Source organism: Halorhabdus salina, assembly GCF_013839425.1.
Lineage (GTDB): Archaea > Halobacteriota > Halobacteria > Halobacteriales > Haloarculaceae > Halorhabdus > Halorhabdus salina.
The window spans coordinates 17,813-41,495 of the sequence record NZ_JACDNP010000014.1; the positions used below are offsets into that span (position 1 = coordinate 17,813).

The 23,683-nt window shown below is 61.8% G+C and carries 19 protein-coding genes; 8 read left to right on the top strand and 11 right to left on the bottom strand.

Annotated features, from left to right (window positions below):
* Positions 1 to 13: 13 nt before the first annotated feature.
* From HZR20_RS13315 to HZR20_RS13325, 3 genes are all read right to left on the bottom strand, one after another.
* A complete protein-coding gene (locus tag HZR20_RS13315; protein ID WP_181687233.1) occupies positions 14 to 1,495 on the bottom strand; it encodes a glutamate synthase subunit beta in 1,482 nt (493 codons plus the stop codon).
* Positions 1,495 to 6,027: a glutamate synthase large subunit gene (gene gltB / locus HZR20_RS13320; RefSeq protein ID WP_181687234.1), complete on the bottom strand. Its 4,533-nt coding sequence runs from the start codon at positions 6,025 to 6,027 to the stop codon at positions 1,495 to 1,497. Before gltB ends, HZR20_RS13315 begins: the two co-directional genes overlap by 1 nt.
* A gap of 213 nt (positions 6,028 to 6,240) precedes the next feature.
* Complete coding sequence (locus HZR20_RS13325; RefSeq protein ID WP_181687235.1) at positions 6,241 to 6,705, bottom strand: GNAT family N-acetyltransferase; 465 nt, start codon at positions 6,703 to 6,705, stop codon at positions 6,241 to 6,243.
* 429 nt (positions 6,706 to 7,134) lie between these two features.
* Between HZR20_RS13325 and HZR20_RS13330 the strand changes: the two genes are divergently transcribed.
* Positions 7,135 to 9,264, top strand: a complete 2,130-nt coding sequence (locus HZR20_RS13330; RefSeq protein WP_181687236.1) for a hypothetical protein — start codon at positions 7,135 to 7,137, stop codon at positions 9,262 to 9,264.
* On the opposite strand, the gene HZR20_RS13335 is transcribed toward HZR20_RS13330, so the two are convergent.
* Entirely contained in the window at positions 9,261 to 9,401 is a 141-nt protein-coding gene (locus HZR20_RS13335; protein ID WP_181687237.1) for a DUF7503 family protein, read from the bottom strand. The genes HZR20_RS13330 and HZR20_RS13335 overlap by 4 nt on opposite strands.
* Before the next feature lie 255 nt (positions 9,402 to 9,656).
* On the opposite strand from HZR20_RS13335, the gene HZR20_RS13340 reads away from it, so the two are divergent.
* Positions 9,657 to 10,250: a DUF7504 family protein gene (locus HZR20_RS13340; protein ID WP_181687238.1), complete on the top strand. Its 594-nt coding sequence runs from the start codon at positions 9,657 to 9,659 to the stop codon at positions 10,248 to 10,250.
* Positions 10,251 to 10,342: 92 nt separating this feature from the next.
* A complete protein-coding gene (locus tag HZR20_RS13345; RefSeq protein WP_181687239.1) occupies positions 10,343 to 10,873 on the top strand; it encodes a hypothetical protein in 531 nt (176 codons plus the stop codon).
* 52 nt (positions 10,874 to 10,925) lie between these two features.
* Here HZR20_RS13345 and leuD read toward each other — a convergent pair whose 3' ends face one another.
* From leuD to HZR20_RS13375, 6 genes are all read right to left on the bottom strand, one after another.
* Positions 10,926 to 11,540, bottom strand: coding sequence for a 3-isopropylmalate dehydratase small subunit (gene leuD / locus HZR20_RS13350; RefSeq protein WP_181687240.1), 615 nt, complete (start codon positions 11,538 to 11,540; stop codon positions 10,926 to 10,928).
* The gene (leuC, locus tag HZR20_RS13355) at positions 11,537 to 12,958 is read right to left on the bottom strand and encodes a 3-isopropylmalate dehydratase large subunit (RefSeq protein ID WP_181687241.1); all 1,422 of its coding nucleotides are present in this window, start codon (positions 12,956 to 12,958) and stop codon (positions 11,537 to 11,539) included. The genes leuD and leuC overlap by 4 nt, the downstream gene beginning before the upstream one ends.
* A 57-nt stretch (positions 12,959 to 13,015) precedes the next feature.
* On the bottom strand, positions 13,016 to 14,026 hold the full coding sequence (gene ilvC / locus HZR20_RS13360; protein ID WP_181687242.1) for a ketol-acid reductoisomerase: 1,011 nt from the start codon (positions 14,024 to 14,026) through the stop codon (positions 13,016 to 13,018).
* 72 nt (positions 14,027 to 14,098) lie between these two features.
* A complete protein-coding gene (ilvN, locus tag HZR20_RS13365; RefSeq protein WP_181687243.1) occupies positions 14,099 to 14,716 on the bottom strand; it encodes an acetolactate synthase small subunit in 618 nt (205 codons plus the stop codon).
* A 2-nt stretch (positions 14,717 to 14,718) separates the two neighbouring features.
* A complete protein-coding gene (gene ilvB, locus HZR20_RS13370; protein ID WP_181687244.1) occupies positions 14,719 to 16,494 on the bottom strand; it encodes a biosynthetic-type acetolactate synthase large subunit in 1,776 nt (591 codons plus the stop codon).
* Between the two features lie 354 nt (positions 16,495 to 16,848).
* A complete protein-coding gene (locus HZR20_RS13375) occupies positions 16,849 to 18,054 on the bottom strand; it encodes a LeuA family protein (protein WP_181687245.1) in 1,206 nt (401 codons plus the stop codon).
* A gap of 318 nt (positions 18,055 to 18,372) precedes the next feature.
* Between HZR20_RS13375 and HZR20_RS13380 the strand changes: the two genes are divergently transcribed.
* The 5 genes from HZR20_RS13380 to HZR20_RS13400 all read left to right on the top strand — a co-directional run bounded on the left by HZR20_RS13380 (position 18,373) and on the right by HZR20_RS13400 (position 23,445).
* Positions 18,373 to 19,482 (top strand): BMP family lipoprotein, encoded by a 1,110-nt coding sequence (locus tag HZR20_RS13380; RefSeq protein WP_181687246.1) that lies wholly within the window; start codon positions 18,373 to 18,375, stop codon positions 19,480 to 19,482.
* 6 nt (positions 19,483 to 19,488) lie between these two features.
* Positions 19,489 to 21,813 (top strand): methyl-accepting chemotaxis protein, encoded by a 2,325-nt coding sequence (locus HZR20_RS13385; RefSeq protein ID WP_181687247.1) that lies wholly within the window; start codon positions 19,489 to 19,491, stop codon positions 21,811 to 21,813.
* A 128-nt stretch (positions 21,814 to 21,941) separates the two neighbouring features.
* Entirely contained in the window at positions 21,942 to 22,235 is a 294-nt protein-coding gene (locus tag HZR20_RS13390) for a DUF5779 family protein (protein ID WP_181687248.1), read from the top strand.
* A 106-nt stretch (positions 22,236 to 22,341) separates the two neighbouring features.
* Complete coding sequence (locus HZR20_RS13395; RefSeq protein ID WP_181687249.1) at positions 22,342 to 23,016, top strand: hypothetical protein; 675 nt, start codon at positions 22,342 to 22,344, stop codon at positions 23,014 to 23,016.
* A 3-nt stretch (positions 23,017 to 23,019) separates the two neighbouring features.
* Positions 23,020 to 23,445 (top strand): hypothetical protein, encoded by a 426-nt coding sequence (locus HZR20_RS13400; protein ID WP_181687250.1) that lies wholly within the window; start codon positions 23,020 to 23,022, stop codon positions 23,443 to 23,445.
* 23 nt (positions 23,446 to 23,468) lie between these two features.
* On the opposite strand, the gene HZR20_RS14660 is transcribed toward HZR20_RS13400, so the two are convergent.
* Entirely contained in the window at positions 23,469 to 23,678 is a 210-nt protein-coding gene (locus HZR20_RS14660; protein WP_181687251.1) for a ribbon-helix-helix domain-containing protein, read from the bottom strand.
* Positions 23,679 to 23,683 lie beyond the last annotated feature (5 nt).

A 23,683-nucleotide genomic window follows, 5' to 3' on the forward strand; every position in this document is an offset into this window, starting at 1 on the left:
GCGTCGATCACTCTCACATCGACACGGTCGGTTCGTTCGGCGTCTCCAGACTCGGGGGGAGGTCGGTGTCACCGGTGAGGTGCAGATCGACGTGGCGGGCCACGTCGCGACCACTGCCGATCGCCCAGACGATCAGCGACGGTCCCATGTCGGCATCACCAGCTGCAAAGACACTCTCGGCGGTGGTCATCATCGCCTCGTCGGTCGCGAGCGTGCCGTCGTTGTTGGTCTCGACGCCCAGCGGTTCGAACGGACTCGATTCGGGTGCTTCAAAGCCGACCGCCAGGATCACCAGATCGGCGTCGATCTGGACGTTCGACTGCGTGACAGTCTTCTGTGGCGGGCCGGCCCCGCCCTCTTCCCACATGATGCGGTCGGCGAGGATCGCGTCGACCTGACCATCCTCGTCGGTGTCGACGAACTCGTTGGTATCGACGCAATACTCCTCGACAGCACCTTCCTCCTGGGCGTAGGTCTTCTTGTACGTCTGGGGCTGGTCGGGCCAGGGGTTGTCAGGCGGGCGCTCGACCGGCGGTTTCGGCAGGAGTTCGATCTGGACGACCTGTTCTGCGCCCTGGCGGTGGGCCGTTGCGACGCAGTCCGCGCCGGTGTCGCCCCCGCCCAGCACGACGACGTTCTTGCCGTCGGCATCGATATTCGGACCCGAAACGTCTTTCTCGGCGTTGAGCCGGTTCTGCTGGGTCAAGTAGTCCATCGCGAAGTGGATACCCTCAAGGTCACGGCCCGGCAGCGGGAGGTCGATGGGCTTCTGAGAGCCCACGGCGATGACTGAGGCGTCGAAATCCTCCTCTAAGCGCTCGACAGGCACGTTCCCGCCGATTTCGGCGTTCGTCTCGAAGGTGATTCCTTCCGCGCGAAGCTGGTCGGCCCGCTGCTCGACGCGATGTTTGGCGAACTTCTGATCGGGGATGCCGTAGCGCATCAACCCACCGACCTCGTCGGCGCGCTCGAAGACGGTCACGTGGTGGCCTGCGCGGTTGAGTTGCTGGGCGGCTGAGAGGCCGGCCGGCCCGCTGCCGACGACGGCGACTTCGTAGTCGGTGCGCTCTCCGGGCGGCTCGGGTTCGATCCAGCCTTCTTCCCACCCTCTGTCGACGATTGCCCGCTCGATGGACTTGATCGTTACCGGATCGTCGTTGAACGCGAGCACGCAAGAGTTCTCACACGGCGCAGGGCAGTTGTAGCCCGTAAACTCCGGGAAGTTATTGGTCGCGTGGAGCCGTTCGAGGGCTTCCTTCCAGTCGCTCCGATGGACGAGGTCGTTCCAGTCGGGGATGATGTTCCCGATCGGACACCCGCCCATACAGGTCGGGGTCCCACAGTCCATGCAGCGCTCGCCCTGTTCTTTGAGATGTTCCTCGTCCCACTTCTCCTCCCAGACCTCCTCGAAGTCCTGCTTTCGTTCCTCGGGATCGCGCTTGCCGATCGGTTGTCGGCGGTGGCGGCGGTAGCCGCCTGGGTGGTTTTCGGCCATCAGTCATCACCCTCCGTTGGGAACGTCGGACTGTTCGGTTTCGGCGGGGGTGACGCCCGCACGTCCTCATCCGCTTCGAGGTGCTCCTCGACGACGGCGGCAAAGGCATCGGGCATCACCTTCACGAACTGGGAGACGTAGGCGTCCCAGTCGTCTAAGATCGCCTCGGCACGCTCGCTGTCGGTGTAGCGGGCGTGATTCTCGACCATCCGGCGGATCATCTGTCGGTCGCGGTCCTCGAGTGCTTCGACGTGAACCATATCCGTGTTCAATCGATCCTCGAAGTCACCGGACTCGTCGAGGACGTAGGCCTCGCCGCCGGACATTCCGGCCCCAAAGTTCTTGCCCGTCTCGCCGAGGATCACGGCGACGCCACCGGTCATGTACTCACAGCCGTGGTCGCCGACGCCCTCGACGACCGTCTTGACGCCGGAGTTGCGGACGGCAAAGCGCTCGCCAGCCTGGCCGTTGAAGTAGGCCTCGCCATCGGTCGCGCCGTACAGCGCGACGTTGCCGGTGAGGATGTTCTCGCTGGCCGCATACCCGGCTTCAGGCGGCGTCTCGACGATCAGTTTGCCGCCCGAGAGGCCCTTGCCAGCGTAGTCGTTGACGTCTCCCGTCATGTCGATCGTGACGCCGGGGGCCAGGAACGCACCGAACGATTGGCCGCCAGTACCCGCAAGATCGAGTGAGACGGTATCGTCGGGCAATCCGTCTCCGCCGTGGGCCTTCGAGATCTCGGCGCTCAACATGGCGCCGATAGTGCGGTCCTCGTTAGTGACTCGGCCGTCGATGTCGACGTTGTCGCCGCGTTTGATCGCCGGCTGTGCTTGTGCGATGAAGTCATTGTCGACCTTGTCGGCGAGCTTGTGATTCTGGCCGCGTGTCTTCCGACGGTCGTCCTCAGCGTCTGGCCGCCAGAGGAGTTCCGAGAGATCGACGTGCTGGGCGCGCGGGTGATCGACGTCCTTCTGTTCGAGGAACTCGGTGTGGCCGATCAGCTCGTCCATCGTCTCGACGCCGAGTTCGGCCATGATCTCCCGCACCTCGCGGGCGATAAAGCGCATGTAATTGGCGACGAATTCGGGGTCACCCGGGAACTTCTCGCGCAACTCCTCGTCCTGGGTCGCGACACCGACCGAACAGGTGTTGCAGTGGCACTTGCGCAGCATCACACAGCCACAGGTGATCAGCGGCGCCGTCCCGAAGCCGTACTCCTCGGCCCCGAGCAGTGCGGCGATCGCGACGTCGCGGCCGGTCTTCATCCCGCCGTCGACCCGGACGCGGATGCGCGACCGGAGGTCGTTGTTCAGCAGGATCTGATTGGCCTCGGCGATGCCCAGTTCCCAGGGCAGGCCCGCGTTCTTGATCGACGTCTTTGGCGACGCGCCCGTCCCGCCGGACTGGCCCGAGATCAGGACGGCGTCGGCTTTGCCCTTAGCGACGCCGGCTGCGATGATGCCCACGCCGGCCTCGCTGACGAGTTTGACGTGGACGTCCGCGTCGCGATTCGAGCACTTCAGGTCGTGGATGAGCTGGGCGAGGTCCTCGATCGAGTAGATATCGTGATGGGGCGGCGGCGAGATGAGCGGCACGCCGGGCGTCGTCGAACGCGTCTCGGCGATCAACTCGCTGACCTTCTCACCCGGCAGGTGGCCGCCCTCCCCGGGCTTTGACCCCTGTGCCATCTTGATCTCCAGGTGATCGGCGTTGACCAGATAATTCGAGTCGACGCCAAAGCGCCCAGAAGCAACTTGCTTGTCCGCACACTCGCGTTCGGTGCCGAACCGTTCGGTTGGCTCACCACCCTCGCCAGTGGAGGCAAAGCCGCCGACGCGGTTCATCCCCGCGGCCAGCGTCTCGTGGGCCTCCGGGCTGATCGACCCGAATGACATCGAGGAACTGAAAAAGCGCTGGGTGATCTCCTCGACCGGTTCGACGTCCTCGATCGGGATCGACTCCCGCTGGTCGGTATCGAAGTCCAGCAGGCCCCGCAAGGTCTGGAGGCGCTCGTTCTGGTTGTTGATCATGCCGGCGAACTCCTGGTAGGCCTCGTATTCGCCGTGATTGGTGGCGTACTGGAGTTTGCCGATCGTGCTGGGGTTCCACTGGTGGAACTCGCCGTCTCGACGCCAGTATAGTTCCCCGCCCTGGTCGAGTTCGAGATTGCCCGCGACGGCCTCCTCGAAGCCGTTCTCGTGGCGTTCGAGGACATCCGCTTCCAGTTGGTCGAGGCCGATTCCTTCGGTCCGGTTTTCCGTTCCCTCGAAGTATTCGGCGACGAAATCGCTGTCCAGCCCGACGGCCTCGAAGATCTGGGCCCCCTTGTAGCTCTCAAGCGTTGAGATGCCCATCTTGGCCATGACTTTCTGGATGCCGTCCTCGATGGCGTGGCGGTACTGCTGGAGGGCCGTCTCACGGTCGACGTCGAGAGTGCCGTCGTAGACGAGTTCCTCGATGGATTCGTAGGCCAGATACGGCGTCACGGCGTCGGCACCGTAGCCCACCAGCGTCGCGAAGTGATGGACGGCGTTGGGCTGGCCGCTTTCGAGGACGATCCCGGCGTGCGTCCGGAGGCCCTCACGGACCAGATGGTGGTGAACGCCGCCGACCGCAAGCAAGCTCGGGATCGGGACGCGACCCGGCCCGGTCGCCGCGTCCGAGAGGATCACGAGCTCAGCCCCGTTTTCGATCGCTTCCCGGGCCGAGTCTCGGACGGTTTCGACGGCCGCTTCTAGATCAGTCTCGTCTGGATCGTAGGTGATATCGATCGATTCCGAGCGGATGCCGTTGGCTTCGATATCGGCGATCTTTCCGTGCTCGTCCCGCGAGAGGATCGGCGAATCGAGGGCCAGTTGCCGGCAGTGGTCGGGGGTTTCGGCCAGCAGGTTGTTCTGGCGGCCAACGTGTTGCTGGAGGGACGTGACGGTCTCCTCGCGAATGTAGTCGATCGGCGGGTTCGACACCTGGGCGAACAGTTGCTTGAAATAGGTAAAGAGGGTCTTGTTCCGACTCGAGAGAACCGACAGCGGCGTGTCATTGCCCATCGCGCCGATCGGATCCTTGCCCTCGGCGGCCATCGGCTCAATCAGGCGCTCGACGTGATCGAGCGTGTACCCGAAAGTGCGCTGGTACTTGGTGATGTCCTCCTCGACGTAGGTGGGCGTCTCGGCGTCGCCAGGTTCGACATCCGCTAGCGTGACCCGGTTCTGCTCGAGCCACTCGCCGTATTTCTCGTCGGTCAAGCGATCAAAGATTTCGTCGTCGGGGACGATTCGCCCTTCCTCGGCGTCGGCGTAGAACATTTGGCCCGGTTCGAGTCGGTCTTTGTGCTTGACCCGCGAGGGATCGACCTCGATGGCGCCAGTCTCACTGGACATGACCAGCCGGTCGTCTTCGGTGACGAGATACCGGCAGGGACGCAGGCCGTTCCGGTCGAGGATCGCACCGACGTTTTCCCCGTCGGTAACGGCCACGAGGGCGGGGCCATCCCAGGGTTCGTTGATCGTCGAATGATACTGATAGAAGTCCCTGCGTTCCTCGGCCAGATACTCGGACTCTTCCCAGGCCTCGGGAACGAGCATCCGCAAGGCGTGTGGCAGCGAGCGTCCGCCTTCGACGAGCAATTCGAGGACGTTGTCGACGACAGCCGTGTCACTCTGGCCGTCCTCGGTGATCGGTTTGAGTTTCTCGATGTCATCGCCAAAGACCGGACTGGCAAGGTCAGCCTCCCGGGCTTGCATCCAGTTGAGGTTCCCGCGAAGCGTGTTGATCTCGCCGTTGTGAATGATGTTCCGGTAGGGATGGGCGAGTTCCCAGGCACCCAGCGTGTTCGTCGAGAACCGCGAGTGGACGAACACGAGACTCGTCTCGACGCGCTCATCGGAGAGGTCCTCGTAGTAGGTCCGAACCTGCGCGTTGGTCAACAACCCTTTGTAGACGAGTTTTTGCCGATCGAGCGAACAGATGTAGAAGCGCTCGTGCCCGGTAGGTTTCGTTGACTCGATGCGGTTCTCGATGACGTTCCGGAGGATGTACAGCGCCGTGTCGAGTGCTTCGGGCGCGAGATCCTCACGGGGCCGGACGAAAAACTGCTGGACGTCCGGTTCACTGTCCAGCGCTGTCGCCCCGAGTCCCTCGTTGTCCGTCGGGACCGATCGCCACGCGACGACCTCGAACCCCTCGTCGGCCGCCGCCTCCTCGATTGTCTCTCGTAGCTCCGCATCCGGCTGCTCGTTGGGGAAGAACACCTGACCGACGCCGTAGTCGTCGTAGTCACCGAGACCCTCGACTTCTTCGGCGAAAAATGCGTGTGGCTTCTGAATCATGATCCCGGCGCCGTCACCGGTGTTTTCCTCGGCCCCGCGGGCACCGCGGTGGTCGAGGTTCTCCAGCAACGAAAGTCCCTCCGAGATGATCTCGTGTTCTTTGTCACCCGAGAGATTGAGGAGGACACCGACGCCACAGTTTGCCGTCTGGGCGGTGGCGTCGGCAAGCCCTCTCTCAGCTACAGATTCGTTTGAATCGCTCATTGTGTATCTGATTCGTGGAGATACGGATAAACAATCGGGTTGAGTGCAGGAATTGCGTGCCCCTCTCACATACCCGGACGTGTGCCGTGGTTTCTCGATGTGAGTACACTGATCGTGTCGTTTCGATCGCGCCTCTCGGTTGATCGTCCAGAAACGGCCTGACTGAGGGAAAAACCGCATTATCAACCGAGAAGATTCCTGACACTCGGGCACTCAACGGTCCAGTGGCTTTGTCATCGTGTCGGCGGGGAGTCCGCGCCACTCTGCAGCCGCTGACTGCTCGTATCCGTTCGCCTCGAAGAATTCGACCGCAATCGTCGGCACTGTGGCCCGAATCAACTGCGTGCCTGCTTGCCTCGACCGGGCTTCACTCCGCTCCAGCAAGACACTCCCAAACCCTTCGCGCTGGTACTCTGGGCTCGTAAAGATACCCCGAACGACCCCCGAATCAGGGGCAAAAACAACGTAACTAACTGGCGTAATGGGAGTTTCGGCAACGAGCACCGTCATCGTGTCATCGTCAACCCAGGCCTCCAGCTGATCGTTCGCCGCGACGACGAGGTCGGCATAATCCCCACGGTCGTAGACGCCGCTACAGGCATCCTCGATCGCCTGGCTACGCAAAATTCGAAGTCCCGGCACGTCGGTTCGCTCGGCCCCTCGCACAGTGACGTCCATCGTCTATCTCGTCGTATCGGCCCGAGACGTAAATTGCCTTGCCGGCCTGAGACGGCCCGATAAGTGTCTCATGGAGACACCTGGTGGTCTGTGAATCGTTCTCAGTCTGCCGATTGTCCGACTGAAGTCTGACGGTGATTTATGTATGCCCCACGGCGACGGTTTCACGGGGGCACCTGAAATGTCACACGCTCCCCCTCCCATCGTTTTGCGATAGTGCCAATCGAGTACAACCGCTGCGGGATCTCGTCCAGACCCACTGATACGGATTATTGTAGTGATATTCCGGTATCCGCCGACCCCGGGTCAGCATCATCCGGACATACTCGACCTAATCCGTATGACAGCACAGGGGAACGCTTTTTGGCACCCTTCTCGAACGTCGTTTCATACTACGGCCGTCACGGTCGACCACCCTCCCACGAAAGCATGGACGCCGACGCATCGTTACCGAAGCCGCGATACAAACCACGTGAGTCACCGCCCGGTATTCGATTCGTCGATCCGATCGACGGGGGGCAGTTTTCGCTGTTCACCGAGGAGCCGTTTGCGCCGATCGAACGATCGACTGACGCACTCCCGATACCGCTCGACACGGCCATCGAGATCGAGCCAGATACCTTTCAAACACCGTATCTCGTCGGCGTCTGGATTCGCGACAGTGAGTTCACCCTCGTCGATCAGTGTACCGGCGGAGACACCGTTTCCCTGGAAGACGGCGAGTATATCGTCGAATTCTCGGCAGTCCAGTTGAAGGTATATCTCGGTATCGACGGGCCGTTCGAGATCGACGCGACCGGCGACGCAGTGACGTTTTCGACCGAGCAAGCGTCTGACGTGGTACTCGGCGTCCGCTCGTACCACGAGCAACCGGCCCGGACGATCACGACGACGACCGACCCACGGGACCTGATGCACGCGATTTCACAATTTCGCGCGTCATTGATGACCACGAGTCCCGAACGCTCGTTCCCGACGTTGCGTGGGCACCCACCGTTGCTCGAACTCGGCGAGGAGTTGTCGATCCCGGCCGGCTCGGCCCTCTCGGAACCGTCGGTCTTTATCGAAGTGCCAGTCAGATGGGACCGAATATTGCCCGTCACGTCGCTTTCGTATTATCTGGATGCAGCAGTGGTCCCTGGCCGGGAACCGCGACTGGTCGTCGACGGAGAGCAGTTCCCGCTCGTCGGTCCCGAAGGGTTCGAACAGCGCGTTGAGGCCATCCTCAAACACGTTTTCACACTCGATTGTATCACACGCACGGAAGGGCTGTACGACGTCGAATTGCACGAGCGAACGCTTATCGAGGAGCACGTCGACCTCGACTTTGCCGAGCTATACGACGCTCCGATCGCCGACCGGATCGCGGCCTACATGGACGTTCCCTTCGACGTCGTCGAACCGGCAGTGCCGGAGTGGAAGCTCACGGCGGACGTCGAACCGGATCCGAACAACATCCCAGTGTTACCATTCCTGGCTTCCGATCTGGCGGTCATCAGAGTGCCACGGAACCAGGACATCGAAACGCGGATCATCGAAGACACGACGCCGGACGTCGAGGCGTTCTTCAGGGAAGATCCGGTGCTGGTTCGGGGCCAGCCCACCGCCGATCGGACGACCAGCACGACAGACAGTGAGACGATTTCGGATCGCGTGTTCCGTCCGGAGCCGACCGAGAGCCTGATGCAGACGTTCGTCGGCGACGGTATCCCGATGGGCGCGACGAAGATGACGCCGACGGCCTTCCGCCGACGCCTGGAGTACGAACCGGCCGAGCCAGGTCGCATCCAGGTCGACGTGGTGAACAACGAGGACGCGATGAGCGAGGAATCGGCCGTCTCGGACGTCTACGGGACCCGCGAGTGGATCGACTTCGACATCTCGGTCCACACGGAACTGACGAAAGCAGAACTCACCGACGTGCTGAAACAAGAGACGGATTTCTTCCACTACATCGGCCACGTCGAAGACGAGGGCTTTCGCTGTGCGGACGGCCACCTGGACGCAGAGACGCTGTCAGACGTGAATATTGGCGCGTTCCTGCTCAACGCCTGCAAGTCCTACGACCAGGGGCAGGCGCTCGTTGATGCCGGCGCGCTCGGTGGGATTGTCACGCTAGCGACGATTCCGAACCCGACCGCGACTGAGGTCGGGAAGAATGTGGCGAAACTACTAAACACCGGCTTCTCGATTGCGAACGCACGCTCATTGCTGGAAGAAGACGAACAACTTGCGAGTCGGTACATGGTTGTGGGGGACGGTCACGCGAATGTTGTTGAGAGTAAAGCTGGTTCCCCGGCATCTATTCAGGTGAAATCTGCTAGTAATACCGCTGTCAAAGTTGAGTTTCAAGGATACCCTTCCCCCGCCCACTCAGTGGGTGGTTTGCGTAGTTGGAACGTCGAAATGCCTGTATCAAACTGTATTGAAACTACAAGGATTCCGCATATTGAAATACAACGCGATGAATTCGAGTCACTCTGCAGAATGGATCAAATTCCCATTCTATCCGATAATGAACTACAGTGGAGTGGCGAAGTGGATCTAACTCAGATTTAAGGCCCGAAAGTAACGCTCGAGTAGCTTGCCGAAGCTGCTCCCACCTGTGTCAGCAACACGAGTAGGGTAAACAGGACGCCGATCATTTTGGGGTGCTCTTCGAGGAACGCCTCCATCTCCGATTCTGATTGGCTCATAGCCATCGTCTACTTTTTTGCAGATGGAAAAATAGATTACTAAAGATATTTAATAGTTGAATATTTAATATAAATTTGGGGAATGTCGGATATATCATCTCAAAATCATTCGAATCCAAGGTGAATCGGGCGAAGTCCATGGGATTGAGAACCCAAGACGAGGCCCCGAAACCTTCTTACTTGTTACTAATGTAATCAGTAGTAGGAAACACAGATGATCGAGCACTTCGCAACCCCGGCAAGAGAGGGGTAACCGTGAGCGACGATCACTCGCATTCTACTGACGTGGCTGATGCAGCGTCAAACGTTCTCTGTGCGACTCCAGCGATCGGGCACGCGAAAAACGAGCACTGTCGAGACTTGTTGACGCGGGCGGGACCGCCCGGGACGATCCTCGGCGTGACCGTTGCCTCCTCGCCCGGTGAACGGATGAGCGAGTGGAGCAACGCAATCGATCCCGTCCAAACCAAGCTCTCGTTCGTCGACGTATCCAACGGCGGCCGATCCGCAGCCATGTCTGTTGACGGGTTCGGCGGCCAGCACGGAGCGATGGTCAACATGGTCGAGATCGAAGATGTCGACCTCCACCAACTCGGGACACAGATATCGGCACAGCTCGACGCGGCGACGGACGGCCCTGTGGTGGTCTGTCTGGACTCGCTGACGGACCTGTTCCAGTTCGAATCCGAACGGAAGATCCATCGGTTCCTCAACGTCGTCACGACTCGCGTCGAAGCAGCCGATGCCATCGCACACTACCATATCGACGCGAATGGCCACCCGACATCCACGATCGAAACGTTGGCGCCACTGTTCGACGTGACCATTCGGGCCGACGAGTCGCTGTAGACCTCCACTGCAGTAGAGTGCCTCGCCATCCAGCAATTCTCGATTGAAGAGCCTCATCATTTTTGCCGTCGCCAAGGAAACGCTTCGATACGATGGCCGCGCCGCCCGACGTCGTGTTGGTATACGTACCTGACAAGACAAAACGTCGATCGATCACGACCGCCCTCCGGGACCGCTGGTCGGTCCGAACTGCTGCCTCACTAGATGCAGCCACCACTAGTCTGGACGAAACGATCGCTGTGGTCGTCGTCGGCGGGGACGACAGCACCGCAATCGAACATGCCCTCACGAACAGCCCAAATGAGTGCGATCACATACAGGTGCTGTGGCTCGGTAGTAACGAGGCCGATATCGCAGCCAGCGCTGTCAAGGTGCTTGCCGAGGATGTTACAGCGGCTGAACTTCAACAGACCGTCGCTCGACTCCATCAACGGGCGCGTTACAATCGGTTGCTCACGACGTGCTACGAACTATCTCGTGCACGAAGTGAAGCAAAAGCAGATGGGCTATCGGATGCTGTCGACACCCACGATCAAACGCTCGAATCAGTACAGCGCGAACTCGACGATCTTGCGGCAGACATAGACGACATCGACGCGTTCGACGTCGCCCTCGAAAAGTGACAAGACGCGACGATCGCCGTGTACGCTCGAGGGAGGCTAGGCCGACACGACGTTATTTCAGATACGGCAGTGACGCAGCCGTCGCCGAAATTTCGCCGCTGTTTGCGCTCATCAGCGCGGTCGTGTCCCAGATGCCCTCGACTAGGGCCTGTCGCTGTGCGTCGTCGACATCAACATCGACAGTCTGACCGCCGTAGGTGACCGTCTCGTTCTCGACGTCGATGTCGATGTCGCCGTCGGGATTGGCCTCGACCCAGTCCTGCAGATCGGCGATGGTTTCGCTGTCGGCCGTCACCGTCGGCATCCCGAGTGCGAGGCAGTTACCCGCGAAAATCTCGGCGAAGGACTCGCCGATGAACGCGTCGATCCCCCAGCGCATCAGCGCCTGGGGTGCGTGTTCTCGCGAGGAGCCACACCCGAAGTTGTCGTTGACAACCATCACGTTGGCCTCGTTGAACCGCTCCTCGTTCATCGGGTGGGCTTTCTGGTTGTCATCGTCGTCATAACGGACGTCGAAGAAGGCGAACTGCCCCAGGCCGTCGAAGGTGACGACCTTCATGAAGCGCGCGGGGATGATCTGGTCGGTGTCGATGTCGTTGCCCCGGATGGGCACACCCGTCTCACTCACCGCACGGACTTCGGGAATGTCGGCGTCGAAGTCGCTCATACAGGAGTCACCTCCGGCAGTTCGCGCACGTCAGTCACTTCCCCGGTGATCGCCGCGGCGGCGACCATCTGGGGATTCATCAGCACCGTCCGCCCGTCTTTGCTCCCCTGTCGGCCGACGAAGTTCCGGTTCGACGAGGAGGCGGAGGCCTCGTCGCCCTCCAGTTGATCCTCGTTCATGCCCAGACACATCGAACAGCCGGCGTTGCGCCATTCGAAGCCGGCCTCGCGGAACACGTCCGCCAGGCCCTCTTCCTCTGCGGCCTCCTGGACGCGCTGGCTGCCGGGGACGACCATCGCGCGGACGCTGTCGTCGACGTCCCGGCCTTCGACGATCGCCGCGGCCCGACGGAGGTCCGGCAAGCGAGCGTTCGTACACGACCCCAGGAAGACGACGTCGATATCGTAGCCCGCCATGGTCTCGCCAGGTTCGACGCGCATGTGCTCCTGGGCGCGGCGGGCGGTCTCCTGTTTGTCCTCGGGCAGGTCCTCGGGGTGGGGGATCGGCTCGGTGATGCCGATGCCCTGACCCGGGGTCGTGCCCCACGTAACGACTGGCTCGAGTTCGCTGGCGTCGATGTGGACCACGTCGTCGTACTCGGCGTCCTCATCTGAGCGGATCGACTCCCAGTAGGGCTTGAGCTCGTCGAACTTCTCAGGGTTCTCCTGGAAGTAATCAGTTTCCTTCATCCACTCGTAGGTGGTCTCGTCGGGGTTGACGTAGCCCGCGCGAGCGCCGCCCTCGATGGACATGTTACAGATCGACATTCGCCCCTCCATGTCCAGGTTCTCGATGGCTTCGCCAGCGTACTCATAGACGTAGCCGACGCCGCCGTCAGTGCCCAGCCGGCGGATGATCTCTAAGATGATGTCCTTGGCCTCGACGCCAGCCCCGAGTTCGCCGTCGACCTGGATTTTCCGCACTTTCTGTTTCTCCATGGCGATGCACTGGGTGGCCAGGACGTCCCGGATCTGGGAGGTACCGATGCCAAAGGCCAGCGCGCCGAAGGCACCGTGCGTGGAGGTGTGACTGTCGCCACAGACGATCGTCTTCCCGGGCTGGGTGATGCCCTGCTCCGGGCCGATAACGTGGACGATGCCCTGATCTCCCGTACTCGGATCGGAGAACTCGATGTTCGCCTCGCGGACGTTCTGCTCGAGTTCGCTCATCATCTCCTCGGCCGCGTCGTCGCTGTAGGGCCGGGACTGATCGCTCGTCGGCACGATGTGATCGACCGTCGCGTGGGTCAGGTCCGGGCGGGCGACCTCGATATCGCGCTCCCGGAGCATGCCGAAGGCTTGTGGGCTGGTGACCTCGTGGATGAGGTGGAGCCCGACGAACAGTTGGTCCTGCCCGTTGGGGAGTTGCGTTACCTTGTGCTCGTCCCACACCTTGTCGTACAGCGTTCCCTGACTCATACTCGTCCTCCGTCCGTTGTGTGCGTTCGATAGCGTGATTTCATTGTGTCGCGTCGCTCACTCCGCCTGCTCGTCCCAGGAGAACAGCTCCCGCAGGGACTCGCCGACGTTTTCGATGTCGTGGTTCTGTTCGGCTTCTCGCAGCTGCTTGTAGCTCGGCCGGTTGGTCTGATTCTCGGCGATCCACTCCTTGGCGAACTCGCCGTTCTGGACTTCCTCGAGAATCTCTTCCATCCCCTCGCGGGCCGAATCGTCGATGACGTACTCGCCGCGAGTGAGCCCGCCGTATTCGGCGGTATCGGAAACCGAGTTCCACATCTCCATCAGCCCACCTTCGTAGATCAGGTCGACGATCAGCTTCATCTCGTTCATGACCTCGAAGTAAGCCATCTCGGGGCTGTAGCCCGCATCCACGAGCGTCTCGTAGCCGACCTTCATCATCTCGGTGACGCCGCCACAGAGGACGGCCTGCTCGCCGAAGAGGTCGGTCTCGGTCTCCTCGCGGAAGGTTGTCTCGATGACGCCCGCCCGCGTACAGCCGATCGCCTTCGCGTAGGCGAGCGCTTCCTGCTTGGCCTCGCCGCTTCCGTTCTGGTAGACCGCGACCAGGCCGGGCGTCCCCTCCCCGCGCTGGTAGGTCCGCCGGACGAGATGGCCCGGAGACTTCGGGGCGACCATCGTGACGTCGACGCCCTCCGGGGGCTCGATCTGGCCGTAGTGGATGTTGAACCCGTGGGCGAACTGGAGGGTATCGCCGGGCTCCAGACTGTCCTCGATGTCGTCGTAGACAGCGGGCTGGATCGTGTCCGGGACGAGCATCACGACGATGTCGCCATCCGCGGCCGCCTCTTTGGGCGTCTGGACCGGCAGACCGGCGTCCTCGGCGACCGGCCGATCGTCGTTGCCCTCCGGCAGGCCGACGACTACGTCCACCCCGCTGTCGTCGAGATTCTGGGCGTGGGCGTGGCCCTGGCTGCCAAAGCCAAGCACTGCAACCGTCGCGTCTGCGAGATGCGATTCGTCTGCGTCGTCGTCGTAGTATACTGTCGCGTTGAATTCCTCGGTCATCGTTGTCGTCTCCATATCTGCGTTACGTGGGTGTCAATCTATCGTGTCGTCACGGGCAGGCGAGAATCGGCGTTACTCACCACTCGCGTACCCGTTTGCATCCATCGTTTCCGCGCCGCGTTCGAGGGCCGCCGCTCCCGTTCGGACGACTTCCTCGACATCGAACTGCTCGAAGGCCTCGATCGCGGCGTCTATCTTCTGTTTGCTTCCGGTGATCTCGACGGTCACGGCGTTGGGTGAGGCGTCGACAGCCTGGCCGTTGTACATCTCCGCGACCGACTGGACGTCGTCTGGCTTCTCGGCCCGCACTTTAACGAGGGCGAGTTCCCGTCGCATCGCCTCGGGTTGCAGTTCCTCGACGGCGATCGTCGGGATCAGCTTCCGGAGCTGTTTTTTCGCCTGCTCGACGCCCGGCTCGGGTTCCTCGATGACGATCGTCATCCGGGCGACGCCGTCGTCGGTCGTCGGGCCAACGGTGAGGCTCTCGATGTTGAACTGCCGGCGGCTAAAGAGCCCGGACACCTCCGCGAGGACGCCGGGCTCGTGTTTGACCAGCGCCGACAGCACCGCATAGCGGGGCTGGTGGGTCGCTTCAGCTTCCGGATCGATACGAATACCTTGCTCGTTGCGCCGCCCCTCGGGTCGCATTCGCTCTTCGGGGGCCGGCCCTGGGAGTTCTCCACTACTCATTGTTAGAGGGTGTCCAGTTGCTGCTCGTTCAGCGCGAACTGTCCGTTGTCGCCGCCGCTCGGAACCATCGGATAGACGTTCTCGCCGGGGTCGATGATCGCATCGATGACCGCAGGCCCGTCGTACTCCCGGGCCTTCTTGATCACGTCATCGACCTCGTCGTGCTCTTCCAGTCGGAATCCACGCGCGCCAAAGGATTCCGCCAGCAGGTCGAACTCGGGGATCCACGGGTACTCGCTGGCCATCCGTCGGCCCTCGTAGAACCCGTCCTGCCACTGGCGGACCATCCCGATCGCCTCGTTGTTGAGGATGACGTACGTGATGTCCAGATCCTCCCGCACGGCGACGGATAGTTCCTGCATCGTCATCAGGAACGAACCGTCCCCATCGAAGGTAACGACTTCACGGTCGGGCGCTCCCAGCTTGGCCCCGATGGCCGAGGGAACACCGTAGCCCATCGTCCCCAGCCCATTGCTGGAAACCCACGTGCGGGGTTCGGTGTACGTCCAGAACTGGCAGGCCCACATCTGATGTTGGCCGACACCCGTGGTGACGATCGCGTCGTCGTCGGCGTGCTCGGCGAAGCGTTCGACGACATATTGGGGCTTGAGCGGTTCGTCCTCGGGCGTCTCGTAGTCCAGCGGGTACTCCTCGGTCCACGTCTGACACTGTGCGCGCCACTCGTCGGCGTCGGGGGCCTCGGTCAGTTCGTCGTCCAACTGTTCGAGGACGCGCTCGGCGTCGCCCAGGAGCGGATAGTCGGCGTAGATGTTCTTGTTGATCTCGGCGGGGTCGATCTCGACGTGGATGACGTCGGCGTCCGGTGCGAAGCTGTCGACGCCGCCGGTCAGCCGGTCGTCGAAGCGCGTCCCGATACCCAGCAACACGTCGCAGTTGGTGATCGCCAAGTTGGCCGCGCCCGTGCCGTGCATCCCGGCCATGCCCAGCGAGAGGTCGTCGGTCTCGGGGAAACCTCCCAACCCAGGCATGGTCGTGATCACTGGAATCTCGTACTCGCGGGCGAACGCGCGCAATTCGTCGTGTGCTTCGCCCTTGATGACGCCCCCACCCGAGAGAATAGCCGGTCGATCGGCTTCCTCGAGTGCTTCGGCAGCAGCCTCGATGACCGCCTCGTCGGCAGTCTCTGGCGGGTGGTAGGTATCCGGCGTCTCAGGGGAGACCGGCTGGACGTCGGTCTCGGCCTTGCTGGCGTCTTTGGGCAAGTCGACCAAAGTCGGCCCCTGTCGACCGGCATCGGCCAGCGCGAAGGCCTCGCTGACGTCCTCGCCCAGGGTGTCCGGATCGCCGGCGAAGTAGTTCTGCTTGGTGATCGGCTGGGTGATCCCGACAGTGTCGACTTCCTGGAAGGCGTCGTTGCCGACGAAATCCGTCGCGACCTGGCCGGTCAGGGCGATCATCGGATCGGAGTCCATCGAGGCGTCGGCGATCCCTGTCACGAGATTGGTCGCTCCCGGCCCCGAGGTCGCCATCGCGACGCCCGGATCGCCCGAGACGATGCCGTAGGCGTCGGCCGCGTGGGCCGCACCTTGCTCGTGGGCCATCGTGATGTGCTCGATGTCCGAGTCATAGAGTGCGTCGTAGACGGGCATGATCGCGCCGCCCTGGACGCCAAAGGCCATGTCGACGCCGGCCTCCTCCAAGGCGATGATCGCGGCTTCTGCGCCCGTCGTCACTTCACGAGCGTCGTCACTCCCGTCGTCGGCTTCGTCTCCCGGCGAGTCCGGTTCCGGATCCTGATGGAACGCGCGTTCGCTCATGGTCGATACCTCCCTGCGGTGGGTGCCGGTCCCGGACTGGATGCCCGCGGACGCAGCGTCGATGAGTGCTGGTGTGTCATAGCTGGAGTCTTGTCGCTGGTGGTCACAACGCCGTACAATCGTCGTCGGAGATGTGGTACTGTTGGGGCTATAGGGCCCCTACAATACCGACGAGAAGCAGGTCGGACGCGCCGCTGGCACTGGATCGAACCCCGGACGTGACCAGCGGGCGCATCGGTACCGGAACGTAGTCGTCGTTCATTATAAACGTTCCGTGAGATTGATCCACGAACGTACGACACTGCGTCGTACAGCGGTCGCTGGCCGGTCTGGGCGGGCGACGTGGGTGACATGTCAGGCACGGACCTCCTCGCCGGCCCGCTCGACACCCACGTCGCGGGCGAACCGTTCGAGGACATCCATCGTGATACGGTTGTCCTCGGCACCGAACTCCTTGACCCGGCGCGTGACATCTCGGACCTCGCTGTCCGTGGGCGCGAACCCGGCATCCTGGAGACGTTCGCGAACCGAGTGCTGGCCGGTGTGTTTGCCCAGTACAAGTTCGCGCTCGGCCCCCACCATTTCGGGAGTCATCACGCCAGGCTCGAACGTTTCGCTGTTCTCGATAACGCCGGCGGCGTGGATGCCCGACTCGTGGGAGAAAGCGTTTTCGCCGACGACGGGCTTGTTGCCCGGCGTGTCGACGCCGCTTTTCTCCGCGATCAGGCGGGACAGTTCGGTGATCCGCGTCGTGTCGATCCCGGTGTCGACGTCGTAGAGGCTCTCTACGGCCATGACGACTTCCTCGTAGGCGGCGTTGCCGGCGCGCTCGCCGATGCCGTTGACGCTGACCTGGGCCTGGGCACCGCCGGCCTCGTAGCCCGAGAGGGCGTTGGCCGTCGCCAGCCCGAAGTCGTCGTGGGTGTGCACGTCGACGCGAGCGTCCGTGTGCGCGACCACGTTCCCGACCATCTCCGTGAACCGCCCGGGCGTGGCGACGCCAGTCGTGTCGGGGATGTTGATCCAGTCGGTGCCCGCTTCGGTGACGGCCTCGACGACCTCGATCAAGAAGTCCTCGTCGGTCCGGGTGGCGTCCATCGGCGAGAACATGCATTCGACGCCCGCCTCCTTGACGCGCTCGACGGACTCGACAGCCCGATCCAGTGCGTCCTGGCGCGTAGCGTGCATCGAATCCTGCAGTTGGACGTCGCTGGTCGAGACGAACACGTGAACTAACTCGACGCCCGAGTCGAGGGCTGCTTCGATGTCTGCTTCGACAACACGGGCGAGCCCGCAGGTGGTCGTCGCGGTACTTTCGGCGATGTCACGCACCGCCTCGAACTCCGCGTCGGAGTTGACGGGGAACCCAGCCTCGATGACGTGGGTGTTCATCTCGTCGAGCAGCGCCGCTATTTCCCGTTTGTCTTCGTAGGAAAACGAGGTCCGCGGCGTCTGTTCCCCGTCGCGAAGCGTCGTATCGAAAATCCGTGCGTCCGTGATTTCGGACGTACTATCGAGTGTGCCCTGGAAGAACTCGATCCGCCGGGGATCCCGACGCAACCTCGGATGTGTTAGACATTTGCGTTCGGGCGGATGGCGCCGGCGTATTTAAATCTTCTCAAACCCGCAGTTCGGATCGGGCAAACGTCAAGTCACGTCCTAATCTGGCGTCGAAAGTCGCGCGATTGTTGCGTAATTCGGTATGGGTGTCGTCACACAGTCCCGCTGTCGCCTGGCCATGGTCGAGCCCGCACGTTGCTCGCTTGTTCGGCGTGTTCTGGATTGAACATTATGTTGGATATCGGAGTTATTAGTATTGATACCAGGAGATACAGGCTTATCTTTTCGAGCCCATCTACTTCGGATAGTTACCCATCAATGCGCCCAAAACGATACAGTAGACGAGAGTTACTCGGTGCCACTGCTGGCATCGGTATTGCTGGACTCGCCGGTTGTATCGGCGATGGCAATTCAGCCACCGAGACCGAAACGGCCGCCTCGGCGGGTGAACAGATAGGCGAAGACACCACGCAGGTGGGTATGATCTACGCGCTCGCCGGCCTCGACGACCGCTCGTTCAACGATGCGGCCAACAGGGGGATCCAGCGAGCACGACTCGACTACGGCATTTCGTTCTCGAATCACGAGCCGGACACGGCCAAAGACATCTCGGCGTTGCAACGCCAGCTCGCACGCAGTGAGACACCGGCCTACGATCTTCTCTGTTGTATCGGGTTCGTCCAGCAGGAATCGCTTGGAACGATCGCGTCCGAATACCCGGACCAAAAATTCATGATCGTCGACGCGACCGTTGACGCCGAGAACGTTGCCAGTTATGTGTTCAAGGAGCACGAAGGCTCGTTCCAGGCAGGCCATCTCGCTGGCCAGTTGACCAGCAGGGAGATCACGCTTGGTACCGGCACAACCAACCCCGAGGAACGAACCGTGGGGTTCGTTGGTGGCGTCGAAAACGACCTGATAAAACGCTTCGAGGCGGGATATCGGGCAGGCGTAAGCTACGCCGATTCGGAGGTAACTGTCCGCTCGTCGTACGTCGGGAACTTCGCGGACGTGCAGACGGCCTTCGATATCGCACAGGGCATGTACGACGACGGAGCAGATATTGTCTATCACGCGGCCGGCGGGGCCGGGCTGGGCGTCTTTCAGGCGGCCCAGGCCGCTAACCGGTACGCGATCGGCGTCGACGCCGACCAGTCCCGGAGTAATCCACGATACGCGGACGTCATCCTCGCGAGTATGGTCAAGCGTGTCGATAACGCCATCTACAGCGCCACCAGCAACGTCGTCGACGGTGGATTCCAGGGTGGGAGTATCATCCCGCTTGGCCTTGAATCGGACGGCGTCGATCTGGTCTACGGGACTTCGCTTGAACCAGCGATACCGAAGGCCGTCAAGACAGCAATCCAGACCTCCAGAGAAGAGATCGTCGCGGGACGTATTACGGTCCCAACAGAGGTCGAGGGGTGAGTACGGATGGCCGATAGTCTCAGGACGCTACTCGCACGGTACGGTCGTCGAATCGTCCCCGAATTCGTCCGCAAGCGGTACGCCGCACAGTTCGCGATTGCGTTTCTCGCCGTCGTGCTCGTGATCGCAGGTGTCGGTGCCCTCACCTACGTACAGGCGGGGCAAACCGTCGAATCGAGTACGACCCAGCAGTTAGAGGAAACCAGTAACCTACAGGGCCAGTCTATCGGCTCGTGGGTCCAGGAGATGCGGACGAGTACCAGATCGGTCTCTGGCGGTGACGGGCTCCAGACCGATCGAACGGCCGCCGCACACATTCTTCTCCAGGATCAGCTGCTCTCTGAAGACATCGTGAGCATGCACTACGTCAACACGAGCCAAAACCAGGTCGTCGCGAGTACTGAACTCCCGATCGAGGGGCGGACACTCGATGAACTCTCAGCGCCCTGGACGAACGCCGAAGTGCCGGAAGGCCCTGGAGAGAACAGCCGCGTCTGGCAGTCCTCGCGATCCTATCGCTCCCCGGTTCTGAACGACCGGCCAGTTATGGCCTTTGCCAGTTCTGTCCCGCAGCGGGCAAATTCCTATCTTGTCGTCGTTAGCCGGATCCAGCCACAGCTCGAGCGCGTCCAGGGAGAGAACACTGACCAGCGGACGACCATTGTCAACGCGGACGGCGAGACGGTACTCGATCTCGATCGAAGCGTCTCGGCCACGAGCCACGCCACACAATTCGAAACGATCCGTAACGGATCGGCCAACGGGACAACGTCGCGGATCGGATCAAGCCACGTCTTTGCCTACGCGTCGGTACCCGGGACCGACTGGGTGGCCATGACTGACATCGAGACGTCGACGGCCTTCGCCGTCCGTGACGATGTCGCTCAGTCGGTTCTGCTGTTGGTCGCACTGGCACTGGTATCTCTCGTCATCGTCGGGCTTGTCCTCGGCCAGCGGACAATCAGACCCTTGACACGGCTCCGGTCCCGGGCCGAGCAGATGGAATCGGGTGAACTCGATGTGGACTTAGAAACCAAACGCGAAGACGAGATCGGGCGCCTATACGACAGTTTCGACGCGATGCGCAATTCCTTGCGGGAGCGCATCACCGAGGCCGAAGAGGCACTCGACGATGCAGAGAACGCCCGGAGCGAAGCGGAAGCAGCCAAGCAAGACGCCCAAGCGGTCAGCAGGCGACTCAAACAGCGCGCCGCGGCCTACAGCGACGTCATGCGCTCCGTTGCCGAGGGCGACCTCACGCGACGGATGGATCCCGACGCCGACCAAGAGGCCATGGCCGAGATCGCACGAGAGTTCAACGCGATGATCGACCAACTCGAAGAGACAGTCGGCGGCGTGATGGCATTCGCCGAAGCGGTCGCAACGGCAAGTGAGGAAGTCGCATCCGGTGCCGGCGAGATAGAGACGACGAGCCAGACGGTCGCGACCCGCGTCCAGCAGATCTCGGACGGCGCACGCCAGCAAAACGAGACGCTACAGGAAACCGCTGGTGAGATGAACGATCTCTCGGCGAGCATCGAAGAGATTGCGTCCGCGTCCGCATCTGTCGCCGAGACGGCGAGCGACACAGCCGAACGCGGCCGGGAAGGGCGTCAGGCGGCTCAGTCCGCTATCGACGACATGGCCGAAATAGAGACACGATCGGAGACGGCCGTCGAACAGATCCTCGAGTTGCAGTCCCAGATGGACGAAATCGGCGAGGTGGTCGATTTCATCACCGACATCGCCGAACAGACGAACCTACTCGCCCTCAACGCGAACATCGAAGCGGCCCATGCCGATGACAGCGGCGATGGGTTCGACGTCGTTGCCAACGAAGTCAAGAACCTCGCCGAGGAGACCAGAACGTCCGCCGAACAGATCGAGACCCAGATCGAAGAACTCCAGAACGCGACCGACGAGACCGTCTCAGACATCCGGACGACGAGTGAGCAGATCAGCAACGGCGTCGAGACAGTCAGAGAGGTGTCCAACGCACTGGACGAAATCGTCGACTCCGTCGAAGACACCAACCAGGGCATTCAAGACATCAATACGACGACCGACGAACAGGCCGAATCGACACAGCGCGTCGTCAGCCGCGTCGACGAAGTCTCCGACATTAGCCAGAACGTCACTGAGGACGCCGAGCAGGTTTCGGCTGCCGCCGAGGAACAAACGGCGTCCGTCACGGAAATCGCAACCAACGCAACCGAACTCAAAGACCGGGCAACGGAGCTGACTGCCACACTCGATGCATTCACTGTCGACGACCAGCGAAAAGCAACGACGGATCACTCCGGGTCGACAGCCGATCGCGACAAACAGTAGCACCACGTCAGTGCTGCTTGGCGCCTAGGGCTGTCGGCGGTGTCAACGCGATACTCAACGGCAAACCGCGCTCGCGATTCAGTAGTCCGTCGCGTGGATTTTTATCGTCGCCGAACGCAGTTGTGTGTATGCCCGAGTTCGATCTGGATCTGCAGGCCGTCGAATCTCAGCTAGAAGGCGACGAGGGCGCGGACCACCGCGTCATCCTGGACATCCTCGACGGGACGACACCCGACGAGGAGTGGGTGAGATGTATCACAAACGGGGCCATCTTGGTGTTGAACGTCGACGGAGACGTCAACGAGCAGGCCGGTGGGTTCGCCCGCGACGTTCGGGACAGTGGCGGGAGCCTGGTTCACTTCAGGGGCTTTCTGATCGTTACCCCCCCGAGCGTAGAGATCGATACGGACCGTCTCGAATGATCAGCGGTCGGGGGAAACCTGAGCGCAATTGGCCACGGTCGAAGTCGCCACCTCAAGATCATCCGACGACTGATGGTTTATGCCAGTTCGGACCGTAATCTGATGTATGCCAACGAACGGGTCCGAAACCGGAACGGTTGGGCCGGTCGACCGCCGCGAGGGGGGTTCGACCTGGATCGCACATCCCGAGGAAACGATGCAGCGGGCGAGTCACGCGCTGGGCGTCGACGGCGAGGTCTGGCTCGTCGACCCGGTTGACGTCGCCGGACTGGACGACCATCTCGCCGACCTGGGCGAAGTCGCCGGCGTCGTGATCCTGCTGGATCGGCACAAACGCGACTGCGAGACGATTGCCACACGCCACGATGTCCCGGTGTTCGTGCCAGAGTGGATGGACGGCGTCGCCGGCGAGATCGACGCCGACGTCGAGCGATTTGGGACCACACTAGCCGAAACGTTTCAGGTCTATCCGATCGTCAACTCACGCTTCTGGCAGGAGGCCGCGCTGTACGACGAGGACAGCGGCACACTGGTCGTCGCGGAATCGGTTGGCACAGTGTCGTACTTCACAACTGGCGGACGACCCCTCGGTGTCCACCCGATGCGACGCCACCGTCCGCCCCGGCGACTCAGACAGTTCGACCCCGAGCGGATTCTCGTCGGCCACGGCCCACCAGTGACGACAGAGGCGAGTGCTGCAGTGACCGAAGCACTGGACGGCGCTCGCCGCCGCGCACCGCGGCTGTACGCTGAGTCCCTCCGAGACCTACTCTTCGGGTAGCCGATGGACGCGGACCCAATCTATGCGACGACAGGGCTCGTCGACGTGCTCTTAGCACGCGCTGGCGAGCAAGCACCCGATCCAACGACGATCTCGGTGTCGGTCACGCCAGCCGCCGATCTCCCGGACGTAGACCTATCCGGGGACGTGCCGGTGTTCACACACTTCTATGTACCCACTGCCGGCAACTCCGTCAACTTCGTCTTCGGCGTCGACCTTGGGACGCCGGTCGGCCAGACCCAGGGGCGGTTCGTCTCTCACCCCGAGGGCCGACTCGAACCGGCCCAGTCCGACGACTTCCACGAGGTGCTGTTCGTCGCCGTCCCGCCCTGGGATCGAGACTCGATCGCTACGTTCGACCGGGACAGCACCCGGCGGGATCTCCAGTTACTGGACGTCGAGCCGCCCGAAGAAGTCTTCGAAGCCTGAACGACAGTGGGTAATGTCATCGCTCACTCAAGATAGCCCAGGTCCTGCAGCTGGGACGTGATTTCGTCGAACTCTGCCTCGGTGAGTTCCTCTGATTGCTGGTGCTGGATGACAATACTCCGGAGCAAAAATCGGACGAGATCACTCGTCGATGAGAAACTCGTCCCCTCGATCGTATCCTCGACGCGGTTGGCGAGATCCTTTGGGATCGATACCGTGGTGTATTCGGTCATACATG

Coding starts and splice junctions, on each gene's coding strand:
- leuC (WP_181687241.1), bottom strand. CDS start 12,958: ATGAGTCAGGGAACGCTGTACGACAAGGTGTGGGACGAGCACAAGGTA.
- ilvB (WP_181687244.1), bottom strand. CDS start 16,494: ATGAGCGAACGCGCGTTCCATCAGGATCCGGAACCGGACTCGCCGGGA.
- HZR20_RS14660 (WP_181687251.1), bottom strand. CDS start 23,678: ATGACCGAATACACCACGGTATCGATCCCAAAGGATCTCGCCAACCGC.
- HZR20_RS13390 (WP_181687248.1), top strand. CDS start 21,942: ATGCCCGAGTTCGATCTGGATCTGCAGGCCGTCGAATCTCAGCTAGAA.
- HZR20_RS13330 (WP_181687236.1), top strand. CDS start 7,135: ATGGACGCCGACGCATCGTTACCGAAGCCGCGATACAAACCACGTGAG.
- HZR20_RS13315 (WP_181687233.1), bottom strand. CDS start 1,495: ATGGCCGAAAACCACCCAGGCGGCTACCGCCGCCACCGCCGACAACCG.
- HZR20_RS13400 (WP_181687250.1), top strand. CDS start 23,020: ATGGACGCGGACCCAATCTATGCGACGACAGGGCTCGTCGACGTGCTC.
- HZR20_RS13395 (WP_181687249.1), top strand. CDS start 22,342: ATGCCAACGAACGGGTCCGAAACCGGAACGGTTGGGCCGGTCGACCGC.
- HZR20_RS13380 (WP_181687246.1), top strand. CDS start 18,373: ATGCGCCCAAAACGATACAGTAGACGAGAGTTACTCGGTGCCACTGCT.
- ilvN (WP_181687243.1), bottom strand. CDS start 14,716: ATGAGTAGTGGAGAACTCCCAGGGCCGGCCCCCGAAGAGCGAATGCGA.
- leuD (WP_181687240.1), bottom strand. CDS start 11,540: ATGAGCGACTTCGACGCCGACATTCCCGAAGTCCGTGCGGTGAGTGAG.
- HZR20_RS13335 (WP_181687237.1), bottom strand. CDS start 9,401: ATGAGCCAATCAGAATCGGAGATGGAGGCGTTCCTCGAAGAGCACCCC.
- HZR20_RS13325 (WP_181687235.1), bottom strand. CDS start 6,705: ATGGACGTCACTGTGCGAGGGGCCGAGCGAACCGACGTGCCGGGACTT.
- gltB (WP_181687234.1), bottom strand. CDS start 6,027: ATGAGCGATTCAAACGAATCTGTAGCTGAGAGAGGGCTTGCCGACGCC.
- HZR20_RS13345 (WP_181687239.1), top strand. CDS start 10,343: ATGGCCGCGCCGCCCGACGTCGTGTTGGTATACGTACCTGACAAGACA.
- ilvC (WP_181687242.1), bottom strand. CDS start 14,026: ATGACCGAGGAATTCAACGCGACAGTATACTACGACGACGACGCAGAC.
- HZR20_RS13385 (WP_181687247.1), top strand. CDS start 19,489: ATGGCCGATAGTCTCAGGACGCTACTCGCACGGTACGGTCGTCGAATC.